Annotated in this window: 17 protein-coding genes; 14 read left to right on the plus strand and 3 right to left on the minus strand. The window is 64.9% G+C overall.

Annotated elements, in window-relative coordinates:
* Positions 1-198: 198 nt before the first annotated feature.
* The 3 genes from aceE (at position 199) to lpdA (ending at position 6,667) form a co-directional block, all read left to right on the plus strand.
* Positions 199-2,895 carry a pyruvate dehydrogenase (acetyl-transferring), homodimeric type gene (gene aceE, locus FFS49_RS22275; protein WP_105816930.1) on the plus strand — a complete coding sequence of 899 codons (2,697 nt, stop codon included), beginning with the start codon at positions 199-201 and terminating at the stop codon, positions 2,893-2,895.
* 68 nt (positions 2,896-2,963) lie between these two features.
* Complete coding sequence (gene aceF, locus FFS49_RS22280) at positions 2,964-4,619, plus strand: dihydrolipoyllysine-residue acetyltransferase (RefSeq protein WP_105816929.1); 1,656 nt, start codon at positions 2,964-2,966, stop codon at positions 4,617-4,619.
* Between the two features lie 281 nt (positions 4,620-4,900).
* A complete protein-coding gene (gene lpdA, locus FFS49_RS22290) occupies positions 4,901-6,667 on the plus strand; it encodes a dihydrolipoyl dehydrogenase (RefSeq protein WP_039364782.1) in 1,767 nt (588 codons plus the stop codon).
* 160 nt (positions 6,668-6,827) lie between these two features.
* Here lpdA and FFS49_RS22295 read toward each other — a convergent pair whose 3' ends face one another.
* Positions 6,828-7,271 carry a hypothetical protein gene (locus tag FFS49_RS22295; protein WP_224755854.1) on the minus strand — a complete coding sequence of 148 codons (444 nt, stop codon included), beginning with the start codon at positions 7,269-7,271 and terminating at the stop codon, positions 6,828-6,830.
* A 164-nt stretch (positions 7,272-7,435) separates the two neighbouring features.
* Positions 7,436-8,002, minus strand: a complete 567-nt coding sequence (locus FFS49_RS22300; protein ID WP_039364780.1) for a phasin family protein — start codon at positions 8,000-8,002, stop codon at positions 7,436-7,438.
* A gap of 654 nt (positions 8,003-8,656) precedes the next feature.
* Between FFS49_RS22300 and pbpG the strand changes: the two genes are divergently transcribed.
* Complete coding sequence (gene pbpG / locus FFS49_RS22305; RefSeq protein WP_105816928.1) at positions 8,657-9,823, plus strand: D-alanyl-D-alanine endopeptidase; 1,167 nt, start codon at positions 8,657-8,659, stop codon at positions 9,821-9,823.
* 90 nt (positions 9,824-9,913) lie between these two features.
* Here the strand turns inward: pbpG and FFS49_RS22310 are convergent, their stop codons facing one another.
* Entirely contained in the window at positions 9,914-10,723 is an 810-nt protein-coding gene (locus FFS49_RS22310; RefSeq protein ID WP_034183553.1) for an IclR family transcriptional regulator, read from the minus strand.
* A 183-nt stretch (positions 10,724-10,906) separates the two neighbouring features.
* Between FFS49_RS22310 and FFS49_RS22320 the strand changes: the two genes are divergently transcribed.
* The 10 genes from FFS49_RS22320 to hscA all read left to right on the plus strand — a co-directional run bounded on the left by FFS49_RS22320 (position 10,907) and on the right by hscA (position 19,372).
* Positions 10,907-11,629, plus strand: coding sequence for a (Fe-S)-binding protein (locus FFS49_RS22320; RefSeq protein WP_039364776.1), 723 nt, complete (start codon positions 10,907-10,909; stop codon positions 11,627-11,629).
* A 34-nt stretch (positions 11,630-11,663) separates the two neighbouring features.
* The gene (locus tag FFS49_RS22325) at positions 11,664-13,076 is read left to right on the plus strand and encodes a lactate utilization protein B (RefSeq protein WP_071334726.1); all 1,413 of its coding nucleotides are present in this window, start codon (positions 11,664-11,666) and stop codon (positions 13,074-13,076) included.
* 129 nt (positions 13,077-13,205) lie between these two features.
* Entirely contained in the window at positions 13,206-13,433 is a 228-nt protein-coding gene (locus tag FFS49_RS22330; RefSeq protein ID WP_105816927.1) for a hypothetical protein, read from the plus strand.
* 101 nt (positions 13,434-13,534) lie between these two features.
* Complete coding sequence (locus tag FFS49_RS22335; RefSeq protein ID WP_105816926.1) at positions 13,535-14,017, plus strand: low molecular weight protein-tyrosine-phosphatase; 483 nt, start codon at positions 13,535-13,537, stop codon at positions 14,015-14,017.
* Between the two features lie 115 nt (positions 14,018-14,132).
* The gene (gene iscR / locus FFS49_RS22340) at positions 14,133-14,672 is read left to right on the plus strand and encodes a Fe-S cluster assembly transcriptional regulator IscR (protein ID WP_009691731.1); all 540 of its coding nucleotides are present in this window, start codon (positions 14,133-14,135) and stop codon (positions 14,670-14,672) included.
* Between the two features lie 64 nt (positions 14,673-14,736).
* Positions 14,737-15,960, plus strand: a complete 1,224-nt coding sequence (locus tag FFS49_RS22345; RefSeq protein ID WP_046546057.1) for an IscS subfamily cysteine desulfurase — start codon at positions 14,737-14,739, stop codon at positions 15,958-15,960.
* A 68-nt stretch (positions 15,961-16,028) separates the two neighbouring features.
* Positions 16,029-16,436: a Fe-S cluster assembly scaffold IscU gene (gene iscU / locus FFS49_RS22350; RefSeq protein WP_011352562.1), complete on the plus strand. Its 408-nt coding sequence runs from the start codon at positions 16,029-16,031 to the stop codon at positions 16,434-16,436.
* A gap of 64 nt (positions 16,437-16,500) precedes the next feature.
* Positions 16,501-16,824: an iron-sulfur cluster assembly protein IscA gene (gene iscA / locus FFS49_RS22355; RefSeq protein ID WP_012492710.1), complete on the plus strand. Its 324-nt coding sequence runs from the start codon at positions 16,501-16,503 to the stop codon at positions 16,822-16,824.
* A 97-nt stretch (positions 16,825-16,921) separates the two neighbouring features.
* Entirely contained in the window at positions 16,922-17,449 is a 528-nt protein-coding gene (gene hscB / locus FFS49_RS22360; RefSeq protein ID WP_042973645.1) for a Fe-S protein assembly co-chaperone HscB, read from the plus strand.
* Between the two features lie 54 nt (positions 17,450-17,503).
* A complete protein-coding gene (hscA, locus tag FFS49_RS22365; protein ID WP_105816925.1) occupies positions 17,504-19,372 on the plus strand; it encodes a Fe-S protein assembly chaperone HscA in 1,869 nt (622 codons plus the stop codon).
* Positions 19,373-19,435: the final 63 nt, after the last annotated feature.

Here is a 19,435-nt window from a genome sequence, read left to right on the forward strand (position 1 = left end):
GCGACGCGCCGGAGAGCCCCGAAATATGGGTGCAGCGCAGCAATATTCCGCATTGCGAGAAAAGATCTCACGATTCGAAAATTTTGTTGCGCCGGCCCGCGCACGCTCATTACAATCCGTCGGAGCTTGCCCGCAGCCGGTCGCGTCGCGTCGTCTGCACGAGAGCGATCCTCACATTCCAGGACCCAGGAGACGAGAATGTCCGCTGTACCGAACGAAGTGATGAAATATGTCGCCGCCGAACATGACGACGACCCGCAAGAAACCGTCGAATGGCTCGAGTCGCTCGACGGCGTAATCTCCTCCGTGGGCACTGGCCGCGCGCACTACCTGATCGAAAAGCAGATCGAATTCGCCCGCATGCACGGCGAACACCTGCCGTTTTCCGCGAATACCCCGTACATCAACACGATCCCGGTCGCCGCGCAGGCGAAGATCCCGGGCGACCAGGACATCGAGCACCGCATCCGTTCGTACACGCGCTGGAACGCGCTGGCGATGGTGCTGCGTGCAGGCAAGGACACGAACGTCGGCGGCCACATCGCGTCGTTCGCGTCGGCCGCGACGCTCTATGACGTCGGCTACAACCACTTCTGGCACGCAGCGTCCGAGCAGCACGGCGGCGATCTCGTGTTCGTGCAGGGCCACTCGTCGCCGGGTGTCTACTCGCGCGCGTTCCTGCTCGGCCGCCTGAAGGAAGAGCAGCTCGACAACTTCCGCCAGGAAGTCGACGGCAACGGCATTTCGTCGTACCCGCACCCGTGGCTGATGCCGGACTTCTGGCAGTTCCCGACCGTGTCGATGGGCCTCGGCCCGATCATGGCGATCTACCAGGCCCGCTTCATGAAGTACCTGGAAGCGCGCGGCATCACGAAGACAGAAGGCCGCAAGGTGTGGGCATTCCTCGGCGACGGCGAGACGGACGAACCGGAATCGCTCGGCGCGATCGGGATGGCGAGCCGCGAGAAGCTCGACAACCTCGTGTTCGTGATCAACTGCAACCTGCAGCGTCTCGACGGCCCGGTGCGCGGCAACGGCAAGATCATCCAGGAGCTCGAATCGGAATTCCGCGGTGCCGGCTGGAACGTGATCAAGGTCATCTGGGGCAGCCGCTGGGATGCGCTGTTCGCACGCGACAAGTCGGGCGCGCTGATGCGCCGCATGATGGAAGTCGTCGACGGCGAGTACCAGACGTACAAGTCGGAATCCGGCGCGTTCGTGCGCGAGCACTTCTTCAACACGCCTGAGCTGAAGGCGCTCGTCGCCGACTGGTCGGACGACGACATCTGGGCGCTGAACCGCGGCGGCCACGATCCGCACAAGATCTACGCGGCTTTCCACGAAGCCACGAACACGAAGGGCGCGCCGACCGTCATCCTCGCGAAGACCATCAAGGGCTACGGGATGGGCGAGTCGGGCCAGGCGATGAACATCACGCACCAGCAGAAGAAGCTGCCGGTCGAGCAACTGAAGAAGTTCCGTGACCAGTTCCGCCTGCCGATCACCGACGAGCAGATCGCCGACGTGCCGTACCTGAAGTTCGAGGAAGGCTCGAAGGAACTCGAATACATGCGCAAGCAGCGCATGGACCTCGGCGGCTACCTGCCGCACCGCCGCGAGAAGGCGACGTCGCTGCCGGTGCCGGCGCTCGACGCATTCGAGCCGCTGCTGAAGGGCACGGGCGAAGGCCGCGAGATCTCGACGACGATGGCGTTCGTGCGGATCCTGAACATCCTGCTGAAGGACAAGGCGCTCGGCAAGCGCGTCGTGCCGATCGTCCCGGACGAATCGCGTACGTTCGGCATGGAAGGCCTGTTCCGCCAGATCGGCATCTGGAACCAGCAGGGCCAGAAGTACGTGCCGGAAGATTCCGACCAGCTGATGTTCTACAAGGAATCGGAAACCGGCCAGATCCTGCAGGAAGGCATCAACGAAGCGGGCGGCATGTGCGACTGGATCGCGGCGGCGACGTCGTACTCGACGCACGGCGAGATCATGGTGCCGTTCTACATCTTCTATTCGATGTTCGGCTTCCAGCGGATCGGCGACCTGGCATGGGCCGCGGGCGACATGCGTTCGCGCGGCTTCCTGCTCGGCGGTACCGCGGGCCGCACGACGCTGAACGGCGAGGGCCTGCAGCACGAAGACGGCCACTCGCTCCTGTGGGCGGCATCGGTGCCGAACTGCGTGAGCTACGACCCGACGTTCGGCTACGAGCTCGCCGTGATCGTCCAGGACGGCCTGCGCCGCATGGTGCAGGACCAGGAAGACGTGTACTACTACATCACGGTGATGAACGAGAACTACGAGCACCCGGCGATTCCGCAGGGCGAGCACGTGGCGGCCGACATCATCAAGGGCATGTACGCGTTCAAGAAGGCCGATGCCGACCAGAAGGCGCCGCGCGTCCAGCTGCTGGGCGCAGGTACGATCTTCAACGAAGTGATCGCCGCCGCCGAGCTGCTGAAGAACGACTGGGGCGTCGCCGCCGACCTGTGGAGCGTGCCGAGCTTCACCGAGCTCGCGCGTGAAGGCCACCAGGTCGAACGCTGGAACCTGCTCCATCCGACCGAAGAGCGTCGTCTGTCGCACGTGCAGAAGTGCCTGAAGGACACGCAGGGCCCGGTCATCGCATCGACCGACTACGTCCGTGCGCTGGTCGACCAGATCCGCGGCCAGATCGATCGCCGCTTCGTCGTGCTGGGCACCGACGGCTTCGGTCGTTCGGACACCCGCGAGAAGCTGCGTCACTTCTTCGAGGTCGACCGTCACTGGGTCACCGTCGCCGCGCTCAACGCGCTGGCCGACGAGGGCACGATCGAGCGCAAGGTGGTCGCGGAAGCGATCGCCAAGTACAACCTCGATCCGTCGAAGCCCAACCCGATGACCGTTTAACGCACACGCCGTGTGATGCCGCGCGCCGCTTCCGCGAGGGGCGCGCGCGGCCATGGAGACAGAAACAGATGAGTCAAGCGATCGAAGTGAAGGTGCCGGATATCGGCGATTACAAGGATGTGCCGGTGATCGAGATCGGCGTGAAGGTCGGCGATACCGTCGAGCCGGAGCAGTCGCTCGTCACGCTCGAGTCGGACAAGGCGACGATGGACGTGCCGAGCCCGGTCGGCGGCGTCGTGAAGGAAATCAAGGTCAAGGTGGGTGATTCCGTGTCGGAAGGCTCGCTGATCATCCTGCTCGAAGGCGGCGCCGCGGCGCAGGCGAACGGCTCGGCCGCGCCCGCTGCTGCTCCGGCTCCGGCGGCAGCGCCGGCACCTGCTGCTGCAGCACCGGCGGCCGCACCGGCAGCAGCCGGCGGCACGCTCGAAGTGAAGGTCCCCGACATCGGCGACTACAAGGATGTGCCGGTGATCGAGATCGGCGTGAAGGTCGGCGACACGGTCGAGAAGGAGCAGTCGCTCGTCACGCTCGAGTCGGACAAGGCGACGATGGACGTGCCGAGCCCGGCGGCAGGTGTCGTCAAGGACATCAAGGTCAAGGTGGGCGATTCGGTGTCGGAAGGCACGCTGATCGTGCTGCTCGAAGCCGCAGGTGCCGCTGCTGCCGCACCGCAGGCGAGCGCACCGGCTCCGGCCGCTGCCGCTGCCGCTCCGGCGCCGGCACCTGCCGCCGCACCCGCGCAGGCCGCCCCGGCACCGGCTGCTGCTGCGCCGGCTCCGGCCGCTGCGCAGTCGGGCGAATACCGCGCCAGCCACGCATCGCCGTCGGTGCGCAAGTTCGCGCGCGAGCTCGGCGTCGAAGTCGCACGCGTACAGGGTTCGGGTCCGAAGGGCCGTATTACGAAGGAAGACGTCACGAGCTTCGTGAAGGGCGTGATGACCGGCCAGCGCGCAGCACCGGCCGCGGCTGCCGCGCCGGCAGGCGGCGGCGAGCTGAACCTGCTGCCGTGGCCGAAGGTCGACTTCTCGAAGTTCGGCCCGTTCGAAGCGAAGCCGCTGTCGCGCATCAAGAAGATCTCGGGTGCGAACCTGCATCGCAACTGGGTGATGATCCCGCACGTCACGAACAACGACGAAGCGGACATCACCGAGCTCGAAGCGCTGCGGGTGCAACTGAACAAGGAACACGAGAAGGCGGGCGTGAAGTTCACGATGCTCGCGTTCGTGATCAAGGCAGTCGTTGCTGCGCTGAAGAAATTCCCGACGTTCAACGCAAGCCTCGACGGCGACAACCTGGTGTTCAAGCAGTACTACCACATCGGTTTTGCCGCGGATACGCCGAACGGTCTGGTCGTGCCGGTGATCCGCGATGCGGACAAGAAGGGTCTCGTCGATATCGCGAAGGAAATGGCCGAGCTGTCGAAGGCGGCACGCGACGGCAAGCTGAAGCCGGACCAGATGCAGGGCGGCTGCTTCTCGATCTCGTCGCTCGGCGGCATCGGTGGCACGAACTTCACGCCGATCATCAACGCGCCGGAAGTGGCGATCCTCGGGTTGTCGCGCGGCCAGATGAAGCCGGTGTGGGACGGCAAGCAGTTCGTGCCGCGGCTCACGCTGCCGCTGTCGCTGTCGTATGACCATCGCGTGATCGATGGCGCGGAAGCCGCGCGGTTCAATGCGTATCTCGGCGCGTTGCTTGCCGATTTCCGTCGCATCATTCTTTGATGAGCGTGGGAGTGGCTCGCGGGGGCGTGGGTTTTTTGTTTGTTATCCACGCTCTGTCGTTGAACCTGTTTTGCTAACGGTCTATTAGCGTCGCCCCTGCGCGGGGCGGCGGTCACTTTTCTTTGTCTTCCAAAGAAAAGTAACCAAAAGAAAGGCGCGTCCTTGGGCGGACGGCAAAGGTGGTCCTGCCCAGGTTCGCGTTCTTTTGCCAGGCCGTCGTTGCGGGTTTCTTCTGCGGGTTCCTCCCCCTCTGTCTGCAGCTAATCAAGAAGGGGACAGTAATGAGTCTCATCGAAGTCAAGGTTCCGGATATCGGCGATTTCAGCGGCGTCGATGTCATCGAAGTCAACGTCAAACCCGGCGACGTGATCGAAAAAGAGCAAACGCTCATCACGCTCGAATCCGATAAAGCCTCCATGGAAGTGCCCAGCGACGTCGCCGGCACCGTCAAGGAAATCAAGGTCAAAGCCGGCGAGAAAGTCTCGCAAGGCACCGTCATCGCCATCGTCGAAGCATCGGCTGGCGCCGCCGCTCCCGCGAAAGCACCCGAAGCAGCCAAGCCCGCAGCAGCTGCACCGGCGCCGGCCGCAGCCGCTCCGGCGCCCGCGCCGCAAGCCGGCAGCTACGCCGGTGCAGCCGACATCGAGTGCGACATGCTCGTGCTCGGCGCCGGCCCCGGCGGCTACTCGGCCGCGTTCCGCGCCGCCGACCTCGGCATGAAGACGGTGCTCGTCGAACGCTACTCGACGCTCGGCGGCGTGTGCCTGAACGTGGGCTGCATCCCGTCGAAAGCGCTGCTGCATACGTCGCTCGTCGTCGAGGAAGCCGCGGCGCTCGCGTCGCACGGCATCACGTTCGGCAAGCCGGAAGTCGATCTCGACAAGCTGCGCGACTTCAAGGGTGGCGTCGTCAAGAAACTGACGACGGGCCTCGCCGGCATGGCGAAAGCACGCAAGGTCGAAGTGGTCACGGGCGTCGGCGCATTCGTCGATCCGTATCACATGGAAGTGCAGGGCGAAAACGGCAAGAAGGTCGTGAAGTTCAAGCAGGCGATCATCGCTGCGGGCTCGCAGGCCGTGAAGCTGCCGTTCATGCCGGAAGACCCGCGCGTCGTCGATTCGACCGGCGCACTCGAACTGCGCCAGCTGCCCAAGCGCATGCTCGTGATCGGCGGCGGCATCATCGGCCTCGAAATGGCCACGGTGTACTCGACGCTCGGCGCCGAGATCGACGTCGTCGAAATGATGGACGGCCTGATGATGGGCGCCGACCGCGATCTCGTGAAGGTCTGGGAAAAGTACAACGCGAAGCGCTTCGGCAACGTGATGCTGAAGACCAAGACGGTCGGCGCGGAAGCGAAGGAAGACGGCATCTACGTGAAGTTCGAGGGCGAGAAGGCCCCGGCGGAAGCGCAGCGCTACGACCTCGTGCTCGTCGCGGTGGGCCGCAGCCCGAACGGCAAGAAGATCGGCGCCGACAAGGCTGGCGTCGCCGTCACGGATCGCGGCTTCATCGACGTCGACAAGCAGATGCGCACGAACGTCCCGCACATCTTCGCGATCGGCGATATCGTCGGCCAGCCGATGCTCGCGCACAAGGCCGTACATGAAGGCCACGTCGCAGCGGAAGCCGCGCACGGCGAGAAGGCGTACTTCGACGCACTGCAGATTCCGTCGGTGGCATACACCGATCCGGAAGTGGCATGGGCCGGCAAGACGGAAGACCAGTGCAAGGCCGAAGGCATCAAGTACGGCAAGGCTGTGTTCCCGTGGGCCGCTTCGGGCCGCGCGATCGCGAACGGCCGTGACGAAGGCTTCACGAAACTGATCTTCGACGAGGAAACCCATCGCGTGATCGGTGGTGCCATCGTCGGCCTGAACGCGGGCGACCTGATCAGCGAAGTGTGCCTCGCGGTCGAGATGGGCGCGGACGCGGAAGACATCGGCAAGACGATCCATCCGCACCCGACGCTCGGCGAATCGGTCGGCATGGCCGCCGAGCTGTACGAAGGCGTCTGTACCGACCTGCCGCCGCAACGCAAGAAGTAACGCGGCCGGCTCGGCCGGTCAGGTGCTGGCCATGAAAAACGCCGCCGCTCGGGCAACCGGGCGGCGGCGTTTTTATTGCTGCATAGCCCAGAGCAGAACAGAGCAGAGCGGGGCGGCCTCTGCCGAAGGCGCGGTCCGCGCACACGCAGAGCGGCGGGATCTACTTTGCCGCCCTGACGAATTGCGGAGCAACGCCGAGTTTTTCGCCGAGTTGCCTGATGAACGCGTGCAACTCGTCTCGTGGCGCGGCAGCGGCGTGCGGCGGGGGCGTCTCGCCCATCGAGACTTCGACCGTGAGGTAGGATTTGTTCGGACTCGATTTCGCCGGCGTCACGACGATCAGGTAACGGTAATGGCTGGTGTTGTCTTCTCCAGCAATCACGTGCTCCTCGGAAATCACAACCATTCCATTCTTCGTCAACCATGACCGGGCCGCATCCACGATGCCGGCAAAGGGCAGCTCGACCGCGTACATTTCCATCGGTGGCGTTTCTGCCGGTTGAGACGTCGTGGCGGGCGGGGCGGCCGTGGCGCGGCCAGGCATCGCAAGCGCCGCGACGGAAATGGCCGTGGCGACGGTGATGGATCTGAGCGTTCTGTACATGAAGGAAAAGAGAGCGCGAAACGTTCTGCTTCGGGATGGGCATCCGCGATGCCGCGCAACAAAAAGAGGGCAATGTCTGACAGGGATTGTCGCCCGATCGCATGTTCCGGCGCCAGAAACGAAAAAGCCGCGCTGGGCGCGGCTTTTTCAGGAGCAGGGGACGCTTACGCGGCCGGCTTGCTCGTACGACGTGCAGCAGCGGCGGTAGCAGCCTTCGTTGCGACGGCAGCAGCGGCGTTGAAGTTCGTTTCAGCGATTTCGACGGCTTGCTTCGTGGCCTTCTGAACCGTTTCGTACGTGGTGTTTGCAGCGTTCAGTGCCGACTTCAGTGCTGCGACAGCCGTTTCCGAACCGGCCGGGGCGTTCTTCGCGACGTTGTCGACGAGTGCCTGGACCTTCTTGTTCTGCTCTTCGAATTGCGCTTCGGCAACCTTCGCGAACTCGGCTTGCGTCGACGACGCGATTTCATACAGGTGACGGCCGTACGACAGCACCTTTTCTGCAACCGGTTGCGACAGGCTGGCTTGCAGTGCGATCAGTTCCTGTGCGTCCTTCACCGACAGCAGACGCTGTGCGTTTTCCTGGCCTTCGGCCAGCGTCGACTTCACGACCTGCAGGTTGAGTTCGATCAGCTTTTCGACGCCTTCGAATGCCTTGGTCGTCAGACCGAACAGGCTTTCGAGGTTGGCTTTCTGGGCGGCGGCGATTTGCTCGGGGGTCAGCAAGGACATGTCAAGCTCCTGAAAAGCGATCGCGTCGATCGCAGGATAAAGGGCACTACGCTGGGGAACCTCGGATGCGCGTGCTTTGTGCAACGCAGCAATGAGGCTTATTTTAGGGCAGAGAAAACCAATGTCAAGTACTTTTTGTGCGTTGCACAATCGCGACAAATTATCGATAAAACAACGAGTTATCGTGCTCGTTCGGAATCGGTTTCATGCCGCGATCCCAGATGGTGCGCACGGCCGAGGGGGCAGGCGCGGCGCACCATGATCATGCACAGGTAAACCTGACAGGCCCATGGAACGTTATCCTTCTGTTCCTGTCGAAAACGCGCCGTTTCGATGCGCGTCCCGTGGCGACGTGCTGCCGCCACGGCCGAGACCGGCGCCCCTGGCACCCCGAGCGCCGGATACGTAGTTTCCCCGCTTTAAATTGCCTCCGAAGTGACGTTATCTCAATTAACCGTGTGTAATCGGGAGACGGGTACTGTCGGGCAGCGCTTCCCATGGATTTTTTCGATGGGAGCGGGAGGGTTCATTGGTCAGAGGTTGGCCGACCCTTACATTCCGGTTTAACGACGATCGGTAAGTGCCTAATATTGCTCTTTTTTTCAGCTTTAACTACACTTGCGGAAACCTCCCGCCCGCTTTGTCCAGACCCCAATGAAAGCCGAATCGTTTTCACCGCGCAGATTGTTGCAGAGCATGACGCTCGGCACGGCTGTGTCGGTCGCAGTCGCCTTGCTGGCGACCACCGCGTCCGTCGCGCCTGCTGACGCCTTTGCCGCCACTGCGAAAACCCAACAAGCCGCCAAGAAAAAGGCTGTCGCTCCTGCTTCGTCCGCGAAGAAGAAGTCGGCCAAGGCCAGCTCCGACAAATCCGCGAAGGTCGCGGCCGCCGACGCGCCGCGCGCGAAGGCGTCGCGCAAGCGCATGACGCTTGCGTCGAACGTGCATGGCGGCCATCACGGGGCAGTCCGCAAGGTCGCGTTCCAGCCGCGCCGGCCGACCGTCGGCCAGGCCTTCGGTCTGCACGACACGCCGGACGCGCTCGCGCTGCGTTCGAGCGTCGCGTACGTCGTCGACCAGAACTCGGGCGAGCCGCTGTTCGACAAGAATTCGCACGCTGTCGTGCCGATCGCGTCGATCTCGAAGCTGATGACGGCGATGGTCGTGCTCGACTCGAAGACGCCGATGACCGACCAGATCGAAGTCACCGACGAAGACCGCGACTACGAGAAGGGCACGGGCTCGCGCCTGTCGGTCGGCTCGGTGCTGTCGCGTGAAGACATGCTGCACATCGCGCTGATGGCGTCGGAAAACCGCGCGGCCGCCGCGCTGTCGCGTTACTACCCGGGCGGCCGTCCGGCGTTCATCGCCGCGATGAACGCGAAGGCGAAGTCGCTCGGCATGACCGATACGCATTTCGAGAATTCGACGGGTCTGTCGAGCTCGAACGTGTCGAGCGCGCGCGATCTCGTGAAGATGGTCAACGCGGCGTACCAGTACCCGATGATTCGTCAGTTCTCGACCGATCGCACTTACGAGGTGTATACGGGCAAGCGCAACCTGGTCTACAACAGCACGAACGCGCTGATCCGCGGCAATGGCTCGTGGGACATCGGTCTGCAGAAGACGGGTTTCATCAACGAAGCGGGCGAGTGCCTCGTGATGCAGGCGACGATCCACGGCAAGCCGATGGTGATGGTGCTGCTCGACTCGTTCGGCAAGTATTCGCGCTTCGCCGATGCGGCGCGCCTGCGCAACTGGCTCGATGCCGGCGGCGGCGAGCGCCTGACGGCAGCCAACACGCCGAGCGGCGGGACCTGATCGCACGGTCGCGGCGGTTCGCCGCCGCGCCGATGGCTGAAAAAAAGCCCCGCAATCGCGGGGCTTTTTCATTGGGCGAGCGGGAGCGGCTTACGCCTGCCGCTGCAGTCCGTCCGCATCCTTCGCGGGCGCCGGCCGGTAGCCGAGCGATTCCGAAATGGTGAGGGCCGTGCGGCTCAACTGGCCGAGCCACGCATCCTGGAGACGATCGGCCGGTGCCGACAACGACAGGCCCGCGACGAGCTTGCCAGAGTCGTCGTAGATGCCCGCGGCGATACAGCGCACGCCGAGCTCCAGCTCCTCGTTGTCGCGCGCGCACGATTGCTGGCGGACGATCGTCAGCTCGCGCTCGAGCTTCGCGATGTCGGTGATGCTGTTCTGCGTATGGCCGGACAGCCCCGTGCGCGTCGCATACGCGCGCACGCGTGACGTTTCGTCGGCCGCGAGGAACAGCTTGCCGACCGACGTGAGGTGCAGCGGCGCGCGGCCGCCGATCGCGCGGACGACCTGCATGCCCGAGCGCTCCGAATACGCACGCTCGATGTAGACGATCTCGTCGCCCTGGCGCACCGACAGGTTCACGGTTTGCCCGGTGAGGCGGTGCAGTTCGCGCATCGGCATCAGTGCCGCGTCGCGCACCGACAGGCGCGCCTTCACGAGGTTGCCGAGCTCCAGCAGGCGCATGCCGAGGCGATACGTGCCGGGATCGGAGCGATCGACGAGACGGCAGGTCACCATGTCGTTGAGGATGCGGTGCGCGGTCGACGGGTGCAGCTCCGTCCGCTGTGCAAGCTCCTTGAGGCTGACAGGGTCACTGTGCGCGGCGAGCGCGTCCAGCAACCGCATCATGCGTTCGATCACCTGGATCGACGTTTTGGAATCCGGGGTGGGTTGGCTCATGTCGGGGGAGAAATCGGTTGACGCGTCAAGCGGTGTTGGAACGATTGTATCTCGTATTGTGAAAAAAGCGAACGCCGTTCGAGGAAATCCTCGTTTCGCGCCGTGCGGGCTTGCGGGAGCGCCGGCGTTGGTCTTGCCGGCCAAACGGCGGATAATGAGAGCCGTTTTCTCGAAGGAGCACGTATGCGAGTCGGTTTGTTCGTGACCTGCCTGGTCGATCTGATGCGCCCCGAAATCGGTTTTTCGGCGCTCAAGCTGATTCGCGACGCCGGCTACGAGGTGATCGTGCCGCCCGCGCAGACTTGTTGCGGCCAGCCCGCCTACAACTCGGGCGACCGTGCGCTCGCGCGTGATCTCGCGGAAAAGACGCTGCGCGAGTTCGAGCAGTTCGATTACGTCGTCGCGCCGTCGGGTTCCTGCGGCGGGATGATTCGCGCGCACTACGGCGACCTGTTCCGCGACGACCCCGAGTTGATGGGGCGCTACACGCGGCTCCAGCAGAAAGTCTACGAATTGACGGATTTCCTGGCGAACGTCGCGAAGGTGTCGCTCGCGCCGGGCGAGTTCACGGGGCCCGTCACCTACCACGATTCGTGCTCGGGCCTGCGCGAGCTCGGCGTGAAGGCGCAGCCGCGCGCGCTGCTCGCGCAGCGCGGCATCGCGGTCACCGAGATGAAGGACTGCGAGCACTGCTGCGGCTTCGGCGGCACGTTCGCGGTCAAGTACGGCGACATCTCGGCGGCCATCGCGGACGAGAAATGCGCGAACGTGCGCGCGTCGGGCACGGGCGCCGTCGTGCTCGGCGATCTCGGCTGCATGCTGAACATCGAAGGGCGGTTGCGCCGCACCGGCGACCGCGACACGCGCGTGCTGCACGTCGCGCAGGTGCTGGCGGGCGACGTCTGACGCCCGGTTCCGCTCACTTTTCCCCGATACCGCGATGCAAGTCCAATCGATGCATTTCAAGGCGCGCGCCGGCCAGAAGCTGGCCGACCAGCGCCTGCAGCAGAACCTGAAGAAGCTGTCGACGAAATTCGTGTCCGCGCGCGCCGACGCGATGACCGCGATCGACTTCCCGGCCACGCGCGCCGCACTGAAGGACCGCCGCAACCGCGCGCTGGAGAACCTCGACGTGTGGCTCGAGGCGTTCGAGCGCGAGGCGACGCGGCGCGGTACGACGGTGCTGTTTGCCGAAACGACCGCGGATGCCGCCCGGCTCGTGGCCGATATCGCGCGCCGTCACGACGTGAAGAAGGTCATCAAGACCAAGTCGATGGTGTCGGAGGAAATGCGCCTGAACGCGGTGCTGGCGGAAATGGGCGTGCAGTCGATCGAGACGGATCTCGGCGAATACATCCTGCAGATCAACGACAATGAGCCGCCGAGCCACATCATTGCGCCCGTCGTGCACAAGGACAAGGACGAGATCGCCGACCTGTTCGCGCGCACGCACCATCGCGAGCGGCTCACCGAGATTCCGGACATGACGCGCGAGGCGCGCGAGGTGCTGCGCCCGCATTTCATGTCGGCCGACATGGGCGTGACGGGCGGCAACTTCGTGATCGCCGAGACCGGTTCGGTCGCGATCGTGACCAACGAAGGGAACGAGGGGATGTGCACGGTGATGCCGCGCGTGCATGTGGCGGTGACGGGCATCGAGAAGGTGCTGCCGACGCTCGAGGATCTCGCGACCGCGATGCGCCTGCTGCCGCGCTCCGCGACCGGGCAGAAGACGTCGAACTACTTTTCTCTGCTGACCGGGCCGCGCGGGCCGGGCGACGAGGATGGCCCCGAGCACAACTACGTCGTGCTCGTCGACGGCGGCCGCACGGGGCTGATCGGCGGCGAGTTCCAGGAGATGCTGCGCTGCATCCGCTGCGGCGCATGCATGAACCATTGCCCGGTGTACCAGAAGGTCGGCGGCCACGCGTACGGCTGGGTCTACCCGGGGCCGATGGGGTCCGTGCTGACGCCGAGCTACGTCGGGCTCGACCGCTCGCTCGACCTGCCGCAGGCCGCGACGCTTTGCGGGGAATGCGACAGCGTGTGCCCGGCCGGGATTCCGCTGTCGCACCTGTTGCGCACGCTGCGCGAGAAGCAGGTCGAGCGGCATCTGCGGCCGTGGCGCGAGCGGGCGGCGCTCGCCGCATGGGGTTTCGTCGCGCGCCGGCCGATGCTGTACGCGCTGACGACCAAGCTCGCGGTGCGCGTCCTCGAGCGGCTGGGCGGCAACGGCGGCACGCTGCGGCGCCTGCCGATGATGGGCGGCTGGATGGATACGCGCGACATGCCGACGCCGACCGGACGCACGTTCCGCGAGCTGTACGCGGCGTCGCAAAGCCACCTCGGCTGACAATTGTTCATCCGGCGACAACAGTACGTTCGCTATTTGCATATTTATCTTGATAGATGCGGTCTATAGAATCCTGTCTGTAGTCCCCGGAATTGGTTTTCGGGGTACGAGGTCAAGGAGGTCCGCATCATGAAAAAGACAATATCGATGTACTGGCCGCTGGCAATCGTCGTTCCGCTGGCCGCGGCTGCCTATCTGCATGCGATGGCCGAGGCGCCGTCGCGTGGCCCGCTTGCCGTTCACCAGGCATCCGCCGAGCTGGCGCGTGCAGTGTCGTTCGGGCTGGTCGACGATGCCGCGAAGTCGCTGCCGGCGGCATCCGGCGACGTCGTGCTCGCCGCGCCGAAGGCGCTGTAATGCAGGGCGCCGTCGCTTTGCGCGGCGGCGCGATTTCGGGCGCCTTTGTATAATGGCGTGTTGTTCTCCCGCGCGGCTTGCCGCGGCTTTCCGATAGTGCGATGACCCGCGTTTCGATCTGTTTCGTCTGTCTCGGCAACATCTGCCGTTCGCCCACCGCGGAAGGCGTGATGCGTCACCAGGTCGACGCGGCCGCGCTGGCGGATCGCATCGCGATCGATTCGGCCGGCACCGGCGACTGGCATGTCGGCGAGCCGCCCGATACGCGTGCGCAGGCTGCCGCTCGCGGCCGTGGCTACGACCTGTCGGCATTGCGTGCACGACAGGTGAGTGCGGCGGATTTCGAGCGCTTCGACCTGCTGCTCGCGATGGACGAGGCGAACCTCGCGGAGTTGCGCCGCCGTTGTCCGCCGCAGCATCGCGACAAGGTGCGCCTGCTGATGGAATTCGCGCCGGAGTCGACCGAAACCGAAGTGGCCGATCCCTATTTCGGCGGCACGCAGGGCTTCGAGCAGGTGCTCGATCAGGTCGAGCGCGCATGCGCGGGCCTGCTGGAGACGCTCCGGGCCCGCACGGAGCGCTGATCGCGACGGAATTCAGCGGTCTGCGAATACCCTTTCAAAGACATGGATACTTGACTAAAAACGTCAAATATTTATACTTGACCAAAATCGTCAAGATTGCAGTCCCCTAGACACCATGAGACTCACCACCAAAGGCCGTTTCGCCGTCACGGCGATGATTGACTTGGCACTGCGCCAGGAGCAGGGCCCGGTGACGCTTGCAGGCATCAGCCAGCGCCAGCGGATTTCGCTCTCGTATCTCGAACAGCTGTTCGGCAAGCTGCGCAGGCATGAAATCGTCGAATCCGTGCGCGGCCCGGGCGGCGGCTACAACCTCGCGCGTCGCGCGCAGGACGTCACCGTTGCCGACATCATCATCGCGGTCGATGAACCGCTCGACGCCACGCAGTGCGGCGGCAAAGGCACGTGCGACGGCTCGAAGCAGCCCGACGGCCATTGCATGACGCACGAGCTGTGGTCGACGCTGAACCAGAAGATGGTCGAATACCTCGATTCGGTGTCGCTGCAGGATCTCGTCGATCAGCAGCGCGCTCGCGAGGGCGCACCCGCGGTGCTGCGCGACCGGCGCACGCCGGAGCCCGTTGCGGCGCCGGCCGAGCCGGTTCGCACGATGCCGCTCGGCCCCAATTCGGTGTTCAACATCGCGAGTTCGTGAGCGCGAAGGCGCCGCCATACCCCATAACGCACATAGTCCCTGCACAGAATTCCCGGAGCGACAGATGACCCAAGACACTCTCCACCTGCCCATCTATATGGATTACAGCGCGACGACGCCGGTCGACCCGCGCGTGGTCGACAAGATGGTGCCGTACCTGCGCGAGCAGTTCGGCAACCCGGCGTCGCGCAGCCACGCGTATGGCTGGGACGCGGAGCGTGCGGTCGAGGAAGCGCGCGAGAACGTGGCCGCGCTCGTGAACGCGGATCCGCGCGAGATCATCTGGACGTCCGGCGCAACGGAATCGGACAACCTCGCGATCAAGGGCGCCGCGAACTTCTACAAGGGCAAGGGCAAGCACATCATCACGGTGAAGACCGAGCACAAGGCCGTGCTCGACACCTGCCGCGAGCTCGAGCGCGACGGCTTCGAAGTCACCTACCTCGACGTGAAGGATGACGGCCTGATCGACCTCGACGTGTTCAAGGCCGCACTGCGCCCGGACACGATCCTCGTGTCGGTGATGCACGTGAACAACGAGATCGGCGTGATCCAGGACATCGAGACGATCGGTGAAATCTGCCGCGAGAAGGGCATCGTGTTCCATGTCGACGCCGCACAGTCGACCGGCAAGGTCGCGATCGACCTCGCGAAGCTGAAGGTCGACCTGATGTCGTTCTCGGCGCACAAGACCTACGGCCCGAAGGGCATTGGCGCGCTGTACGTGCGCCGCAAGCCGCGTGTGCGCATCGAAGCGCAGATGCACGGTGGCGGCCACGAGCGCGGCATGCGTTCGGGCACGCTGGCGACGCACCAGATCGTCGGCATGGGCGAGGCGTTCCGCATCGCACGTGAAGAAATGGCGACGGAAAACGAGCGCATCCGCATGCTGCGCGACAAGCTGCTGCGCGGCCTGTCGCAAATCGAGGAAACGTACGTGAACGGCGACATGGAGCGCCGTGTCCCGCACAACCTCAACATCAGTTTCAACTTCGTCGAAGGCGAGTCGCTGATCATGGCGATCAAGGACGTCGCGGTGTCGTCGGGCTCCGCGTGCACGTCGGCGTCGCTGGAGCCGTCGTACGTGCTGCGTGCGCTCGGCCGCAACGACGAGCTGGCGCACAGCTCGATCCGCTTCACGGTCGGCCGCTTCACGACGGAGCAGGAAGTCGACTTCGTGATCAACCTGCTGAACAGCAAGATCGCGAAGCTGCGCGAACTCTCGCCGCTCTGGGAAATGCACCAGGAAGGCATCGATCTGTCGACGATCGAATGGGCCGCACACTGAGCGCCGGATTGAACATACCCGCGGGCGGATTCGCGCACGCAGACGTAACGAGTCAAGGAGTCTGAGTCATGTCTTACAGCAACAAGGTTCTGGATCACTACGAAAACCCGCGCAACGTCGGTTCGTTCGCGAAGGACGACGACACGGTCGGCACGGGCATGGTCGGCGCGCCGGCCTGCGGCGACGTGATGAAGCTGCAGATCCGCGTCGGCGCGGACGGCGTGATCGAAGACGCGAAGTTCAAGACCTACGGTTGCGGTTCGGCGATCGCATCGAGCTCGCTCGTCACCGAATGGGTAAAGGGCAAGACGCTCGACGAAGCACTGTCGATCAAGAACACGCAGATCGCAGAAGAACTCGCGCTGCCGCCGGTGAAGATTCACTGCTCGATCCTCGCGGAAGACGCGATCAAGGCAGCCGTGGCCGACTACAAGAAGCGCCACGACACCACGGAAGGCGATCAGGCAGCAGCCTGAGCGGCATCGAGCGGCTTCAGAAGGAACGCGGCGGGCCACGGTGGCGCGCCGCGGCAAGGACATCATGGCAATTACACTGACCGAAAAAGCAGCACAGCACGTGCAGAAATACCTCGTCCGTCGCGGCAAGGGTATGGGCCTGCGGCTTGGCGTTCGCACGACCGGGTGCTCGGGGCTCGCGTACAAGCTCGAGTATGTCGACGAGCTGGCTCCCGAGGATCAGGTATTCGAGAGCCATGGCGTGAAGGTGATCGTCGATCCGAAGAGCCTGGCCTACATCGACGGCACGGAGCTCGACTTCGCACGCGAAGGCCTGAACGAAGGGTTCAAGTTCAACAACCCGAACGTGAAGGACGAGTGCGGCTGCGGCGAATCGTTCCGCGTGTGACCACGCGGATCTCCGCGCGATGCGGGCAAGAGGCGGCACGGGCCGCCTTTTTAATGTGCGGCGTTTGCCGCGCGACGAAACGGAATTGAACGCGACGATGGTCTCGCTGAAAGACAGCCATTTCGACCTGTTTCACCTGCCGGCGCAATTCGCGCTCGACGAGACGGCGCTCGACGCCGCCTATCGGACGGTGCAGACGCAGGTGCACCCGGATCGCTTCGCGGCGGCCGGCGACGCCCAGAAGCGCATCGCGATGCAATGGGCGACCCGCGCGAACGAGGCGTACCGCACGCTGCGCGATCCGCTGAAGCGTGCGTCGTATCTGCTGTCGCTGCGCGGCGTCGATATCGGCGCGGAAAACAACACCGCGATGGAGCCTGCGTTCCTGATGCAGCAGATGGAGTGGCGCGAGGGCATCGAGGATGCCGCGGCCGCCCGCAACGTCGACGCGCTCGACGCGCTGCTCGCCGAGTTGCGCGAAGAGCGGCGCGTGCGCGTGGAACGTCTCGGCACGCTGCTCGACAGCGGCGCCGATCAGGCGGCCGCCGAGGCCGTGCGCCAGCTGATGTTCATCGAACGGGTCGCGTCGGAAGTGGGCGCGCAGATCGAGCGCCTCGAAACTTAACCGCGTGCCTTGCGGCACGCGCAGCAAACGGGCCGAGCGCCCGAACGAACCAAGATGGCTTTACTGCAAATTTCCGAACCGGGCATGGCGCCGGCGCCGCATCAGCGGCGACTCGCCGTCGGGATCGATCTCGGCACGACGAACTCGCTCGTCGCCGCCGTGCGCAACAGCGTGCCTGAAGTCCTGCCGGACGAAGCCGGTCGCGTGCTGCTGCCGTCGGTGGTCCGCTATCTCGAGAAGGGCGGCCGACGCATCGGCCACGAGGCGAAAGAGCAGGCCGCGACCGATCCGCGCAACACGATCGTGTCGGTCAAGCGTTTCATGGGCCGCGGCAAGGCCGAGGTCGAAGGCGCGGCGAACGCACCGTACGAATTCGTCGATGCGCCGGGCATGGTGCAGATCCGTACCATCGACGGCGTGAAGAGCCCGGTCGAAGTGTCGGCCGAGATCCTCGCGACGCTGCGTTATCGCGCGGAAGATTCGCTCGGTGACGACCTGGTGGGCGCGGTAATCACGGTGCCCGCGTATTTCGACGAAGCGCAACGCCAGGCGACCAAGGATGCCGCGCGCCTCGCGGGCCTCAACGTGCTGCGCCTGCTGAACGAACCGACCGCCGCGGCGATCGCCTACGGTCTCGACAACGGGGCCGAAGGCCTCTACGCGGTGTACGACCTCGGCGGCGGCACGTTCGACCTGTCGATCCTGAAGCTGACGAAGGGCGTGTTCGAAGTGCTGGCCGCGGGCGGCGATTCCGCGCTCGGCGGTGACGATTTCGACCATGCGCTGTTCGATCACGTGCTCGCGCAGGCCGGTATCGATGCGAAGACGCTCGCGCCCGAGGACGTGCGCCTGCTGCTCGACCGTGTGCGGGTGCTGAAGGAAGCGCTGTCGTCCGCACCGGAGGCGTCGCTCGACGTCACGCTGTCGGGTGGCGCGCACCTCGTGCAGACGATCTCGCACGACACGTTTGCGTCGCTCGTCGAGCCGCTCGTGCAGCGCACGCTCACGCCGACCCGCAAGGCGCTGCGCGATGCGCAGGTCACGCCGGCCGACATCAAGGGCGTCGTGCTCGTCGGCGGCGCGACGCGCATGCCGGTGATCCGCGATGCGGTCGCGAAATATTTCGGCCAGCCGCCGCTCGTGAACCTCGATCCGGACCAGGTCGTCGCGCTCGGCGCGGCGATCCAGGCCGACCTGCTCGCAGGCAATCGCGGCACCGGCGACGACTGGCTGCTGCTCGACGTGATTCCGCTGTCGCTCGGTGTCGAGACGATGGGCGGCCTCGTCGAGAAGATCATTCCGCGCAACTCGACGATTCCGATTGCGCGCGCGCAGGAATTCACGACCTTCAAGGACGGCCAGACCGCGATGGCGATCCACGTCGTGCAGGGCGAGCGCGAGCTCGTCGCCGACTGCCGGTCGCTCGCGCGCTTCGAGCTGCGCGGCATTCCGCCGATGACGGCCGGCGCCGCACGCATCCGCGTGACCTACCAGGTCGACGCGGACGGCCTGCTGTCGGTGTTCGCCCGCGAGCAGTTGTCGGGCGTCGAGGCATCGGTCGTCGTGAAGCCGTCGTACGGTCTTGCCGACGACGACATCGCGAAGATGCTGGAAGACAGCTTCAAGACCGCCGAAATCGACATGCGCGCCCGCGCGCTGCGCGAAGCGCAGGTCGAGGCCGAGCGGATGCTCGAGGCGACGCAGGCCGCGCTGGCGGCCGACGGCGAACTGCTCGACGCGGACGAACGCACGCAAGTCGACACGTTGGCCGCGGCGCTGCGCGCGGTCGCGCAAGGCGACGATACGAACGCGATCGAGGCGGCGACCAAGGCGCTGGCCGACGGCACCGACGAATTCGCGGCGCGCCGGATGGACAAGAGCATCAAGCGTGCGCTGTCGGGCCGCCGGCTCGACGAGATCTGAACGCAAGAACTGCGCATCGGCCGGCAACGGCCCGCGCGACAATGAACCGTGCGGCGCCTGGCG

The sequence above is a fragment of the Burkholderia sp. 4NA327C6 genome, assembly GCF_005502655.1.
Classification (GTDB): Bacteria; Pseudomonadota; Gammaproteobacteria; order Burkholderiales; family Burkholderiaceae; genus Burkholderia; species Burkholderia contaminans.

Excerpts from the sequence above, each read along its gene's own strand:
- aceE (WP_105816930.1), top strand. The coding sequence starts at position 199 with ATGTCCGCTGTACCGAACGAAGTGATGAAATATGTCGCCGCCGAACAT.
- aceF (WP_105816929.1), top strand. The coding sequence starts at position 2,964 with ATGAGTCAAGCGATCGAAGTGAAGGTGCCGGATATCGGCGATTACAAG.
- lpdA (WP_039364782.1), top strand. The coding sequence starts at position 4,901 with ATGAGTCTCATCGAAGTCAAGGTTCCGGATATCGGCGATTTCAGCGGC.
- FFS49_RS22295 (WP_224755854.1), bottom strand. The coding sequence starts at position 7,271 with ATGTACAGAACGCTCAGATCCATCACCGTCGCCACGGCCATTTCCGTC.
- FFS49_RS22300 (WP_039364780.1), bottom strand. The coding sequence starts at position 8,002 with ATGTCCTTGCTGACCCCCGAGCAAATCGCCGCCGCCCAGAAAGCCAAC.
- pbpG (WP_105816928.1), top strand. The coding sequence starts at position 8,657 with ATGAAAGCCGAATCGTTTTCACCGCGCAGATTGTTGCAGAGCATGACG.
- FFS49_RS22310 (WP_034183553.1), bottom strand. The coding sequence starts at position 10,723 with ATGAGCCAACCCACCCCGGATTCCAAAACGTCGATCCAGGTGATCGAA.
- FFS49_RS22320 (WP_039364776.1), top strand. The coding sequence starts at position 10,907 with ATGCGAGTCGGTTTGTTCGTGACCTGCCTGGTCGATCTGATGCGCCCC.
- FFS49_RS22325 (WP_071334726.1), top strand. The coding sequence starts at position 11,664 with ATGCAAGTCCAATCGATGCATTTCAAGGCGCGCGCCGGCCAGAAGCTG.
- FFS49_RS22330 (WP_105816927.1), top strand. The coding sequence starts at position 13,206 with ATGAAAAAGACAATATCGATGTACTGGCCGCTGGCAATCGTCGTTCCG.
- FFS49_RS22335 (WP_105816926.1), top strand. The coding sequence starts at position 13,535 with ATGACCCGCGTTTCGATCTGTTTCGTCTGTCTCGGCAACATCTGCCGT.
- iscR (WP_009691731.1), top strand. The coding sequence starts at position 14,133 with ATGAGACTCACCACCAAAGGCCGTTTCGCCGTCACGGCGATGATTGAC.
- FFS49_RS22345 (WP_046546057.1), top strand. The coding sequence starts at position 14,737 with ATGACCCAAGACACTCTCCACCTGCCCATCTATATGGATTACAGCGCG.
- iscU (WP_011352562.1), top strand. The coding sequence starts at position 16,029 with ATGTCTTACAGCAACAAGGTTCTGGATCACTACGAAAACCCGCGCAAC.
- iscA (WP_012492710.1), top strand. The coding sequence starts at position 16,501 with ATGGCAATTACACTGACCGAAAAAGCAGCACAGCACGTGCAGAAATAC.
- hscB (WP_042973645.1), top strand. The coding sequence starts at position 16,922 with ATGGTCTCGCTGAAAGACAGCCATTTCGACCTGTTTCACCTGCCGGCG.
- hscA (WP_105816925.1), top strand. The coding sequence starts at position 17,504 with ATGGCTTTACTGCAAATTTCCGAACCGGGCATGGCGCCGGCGCCGCAT.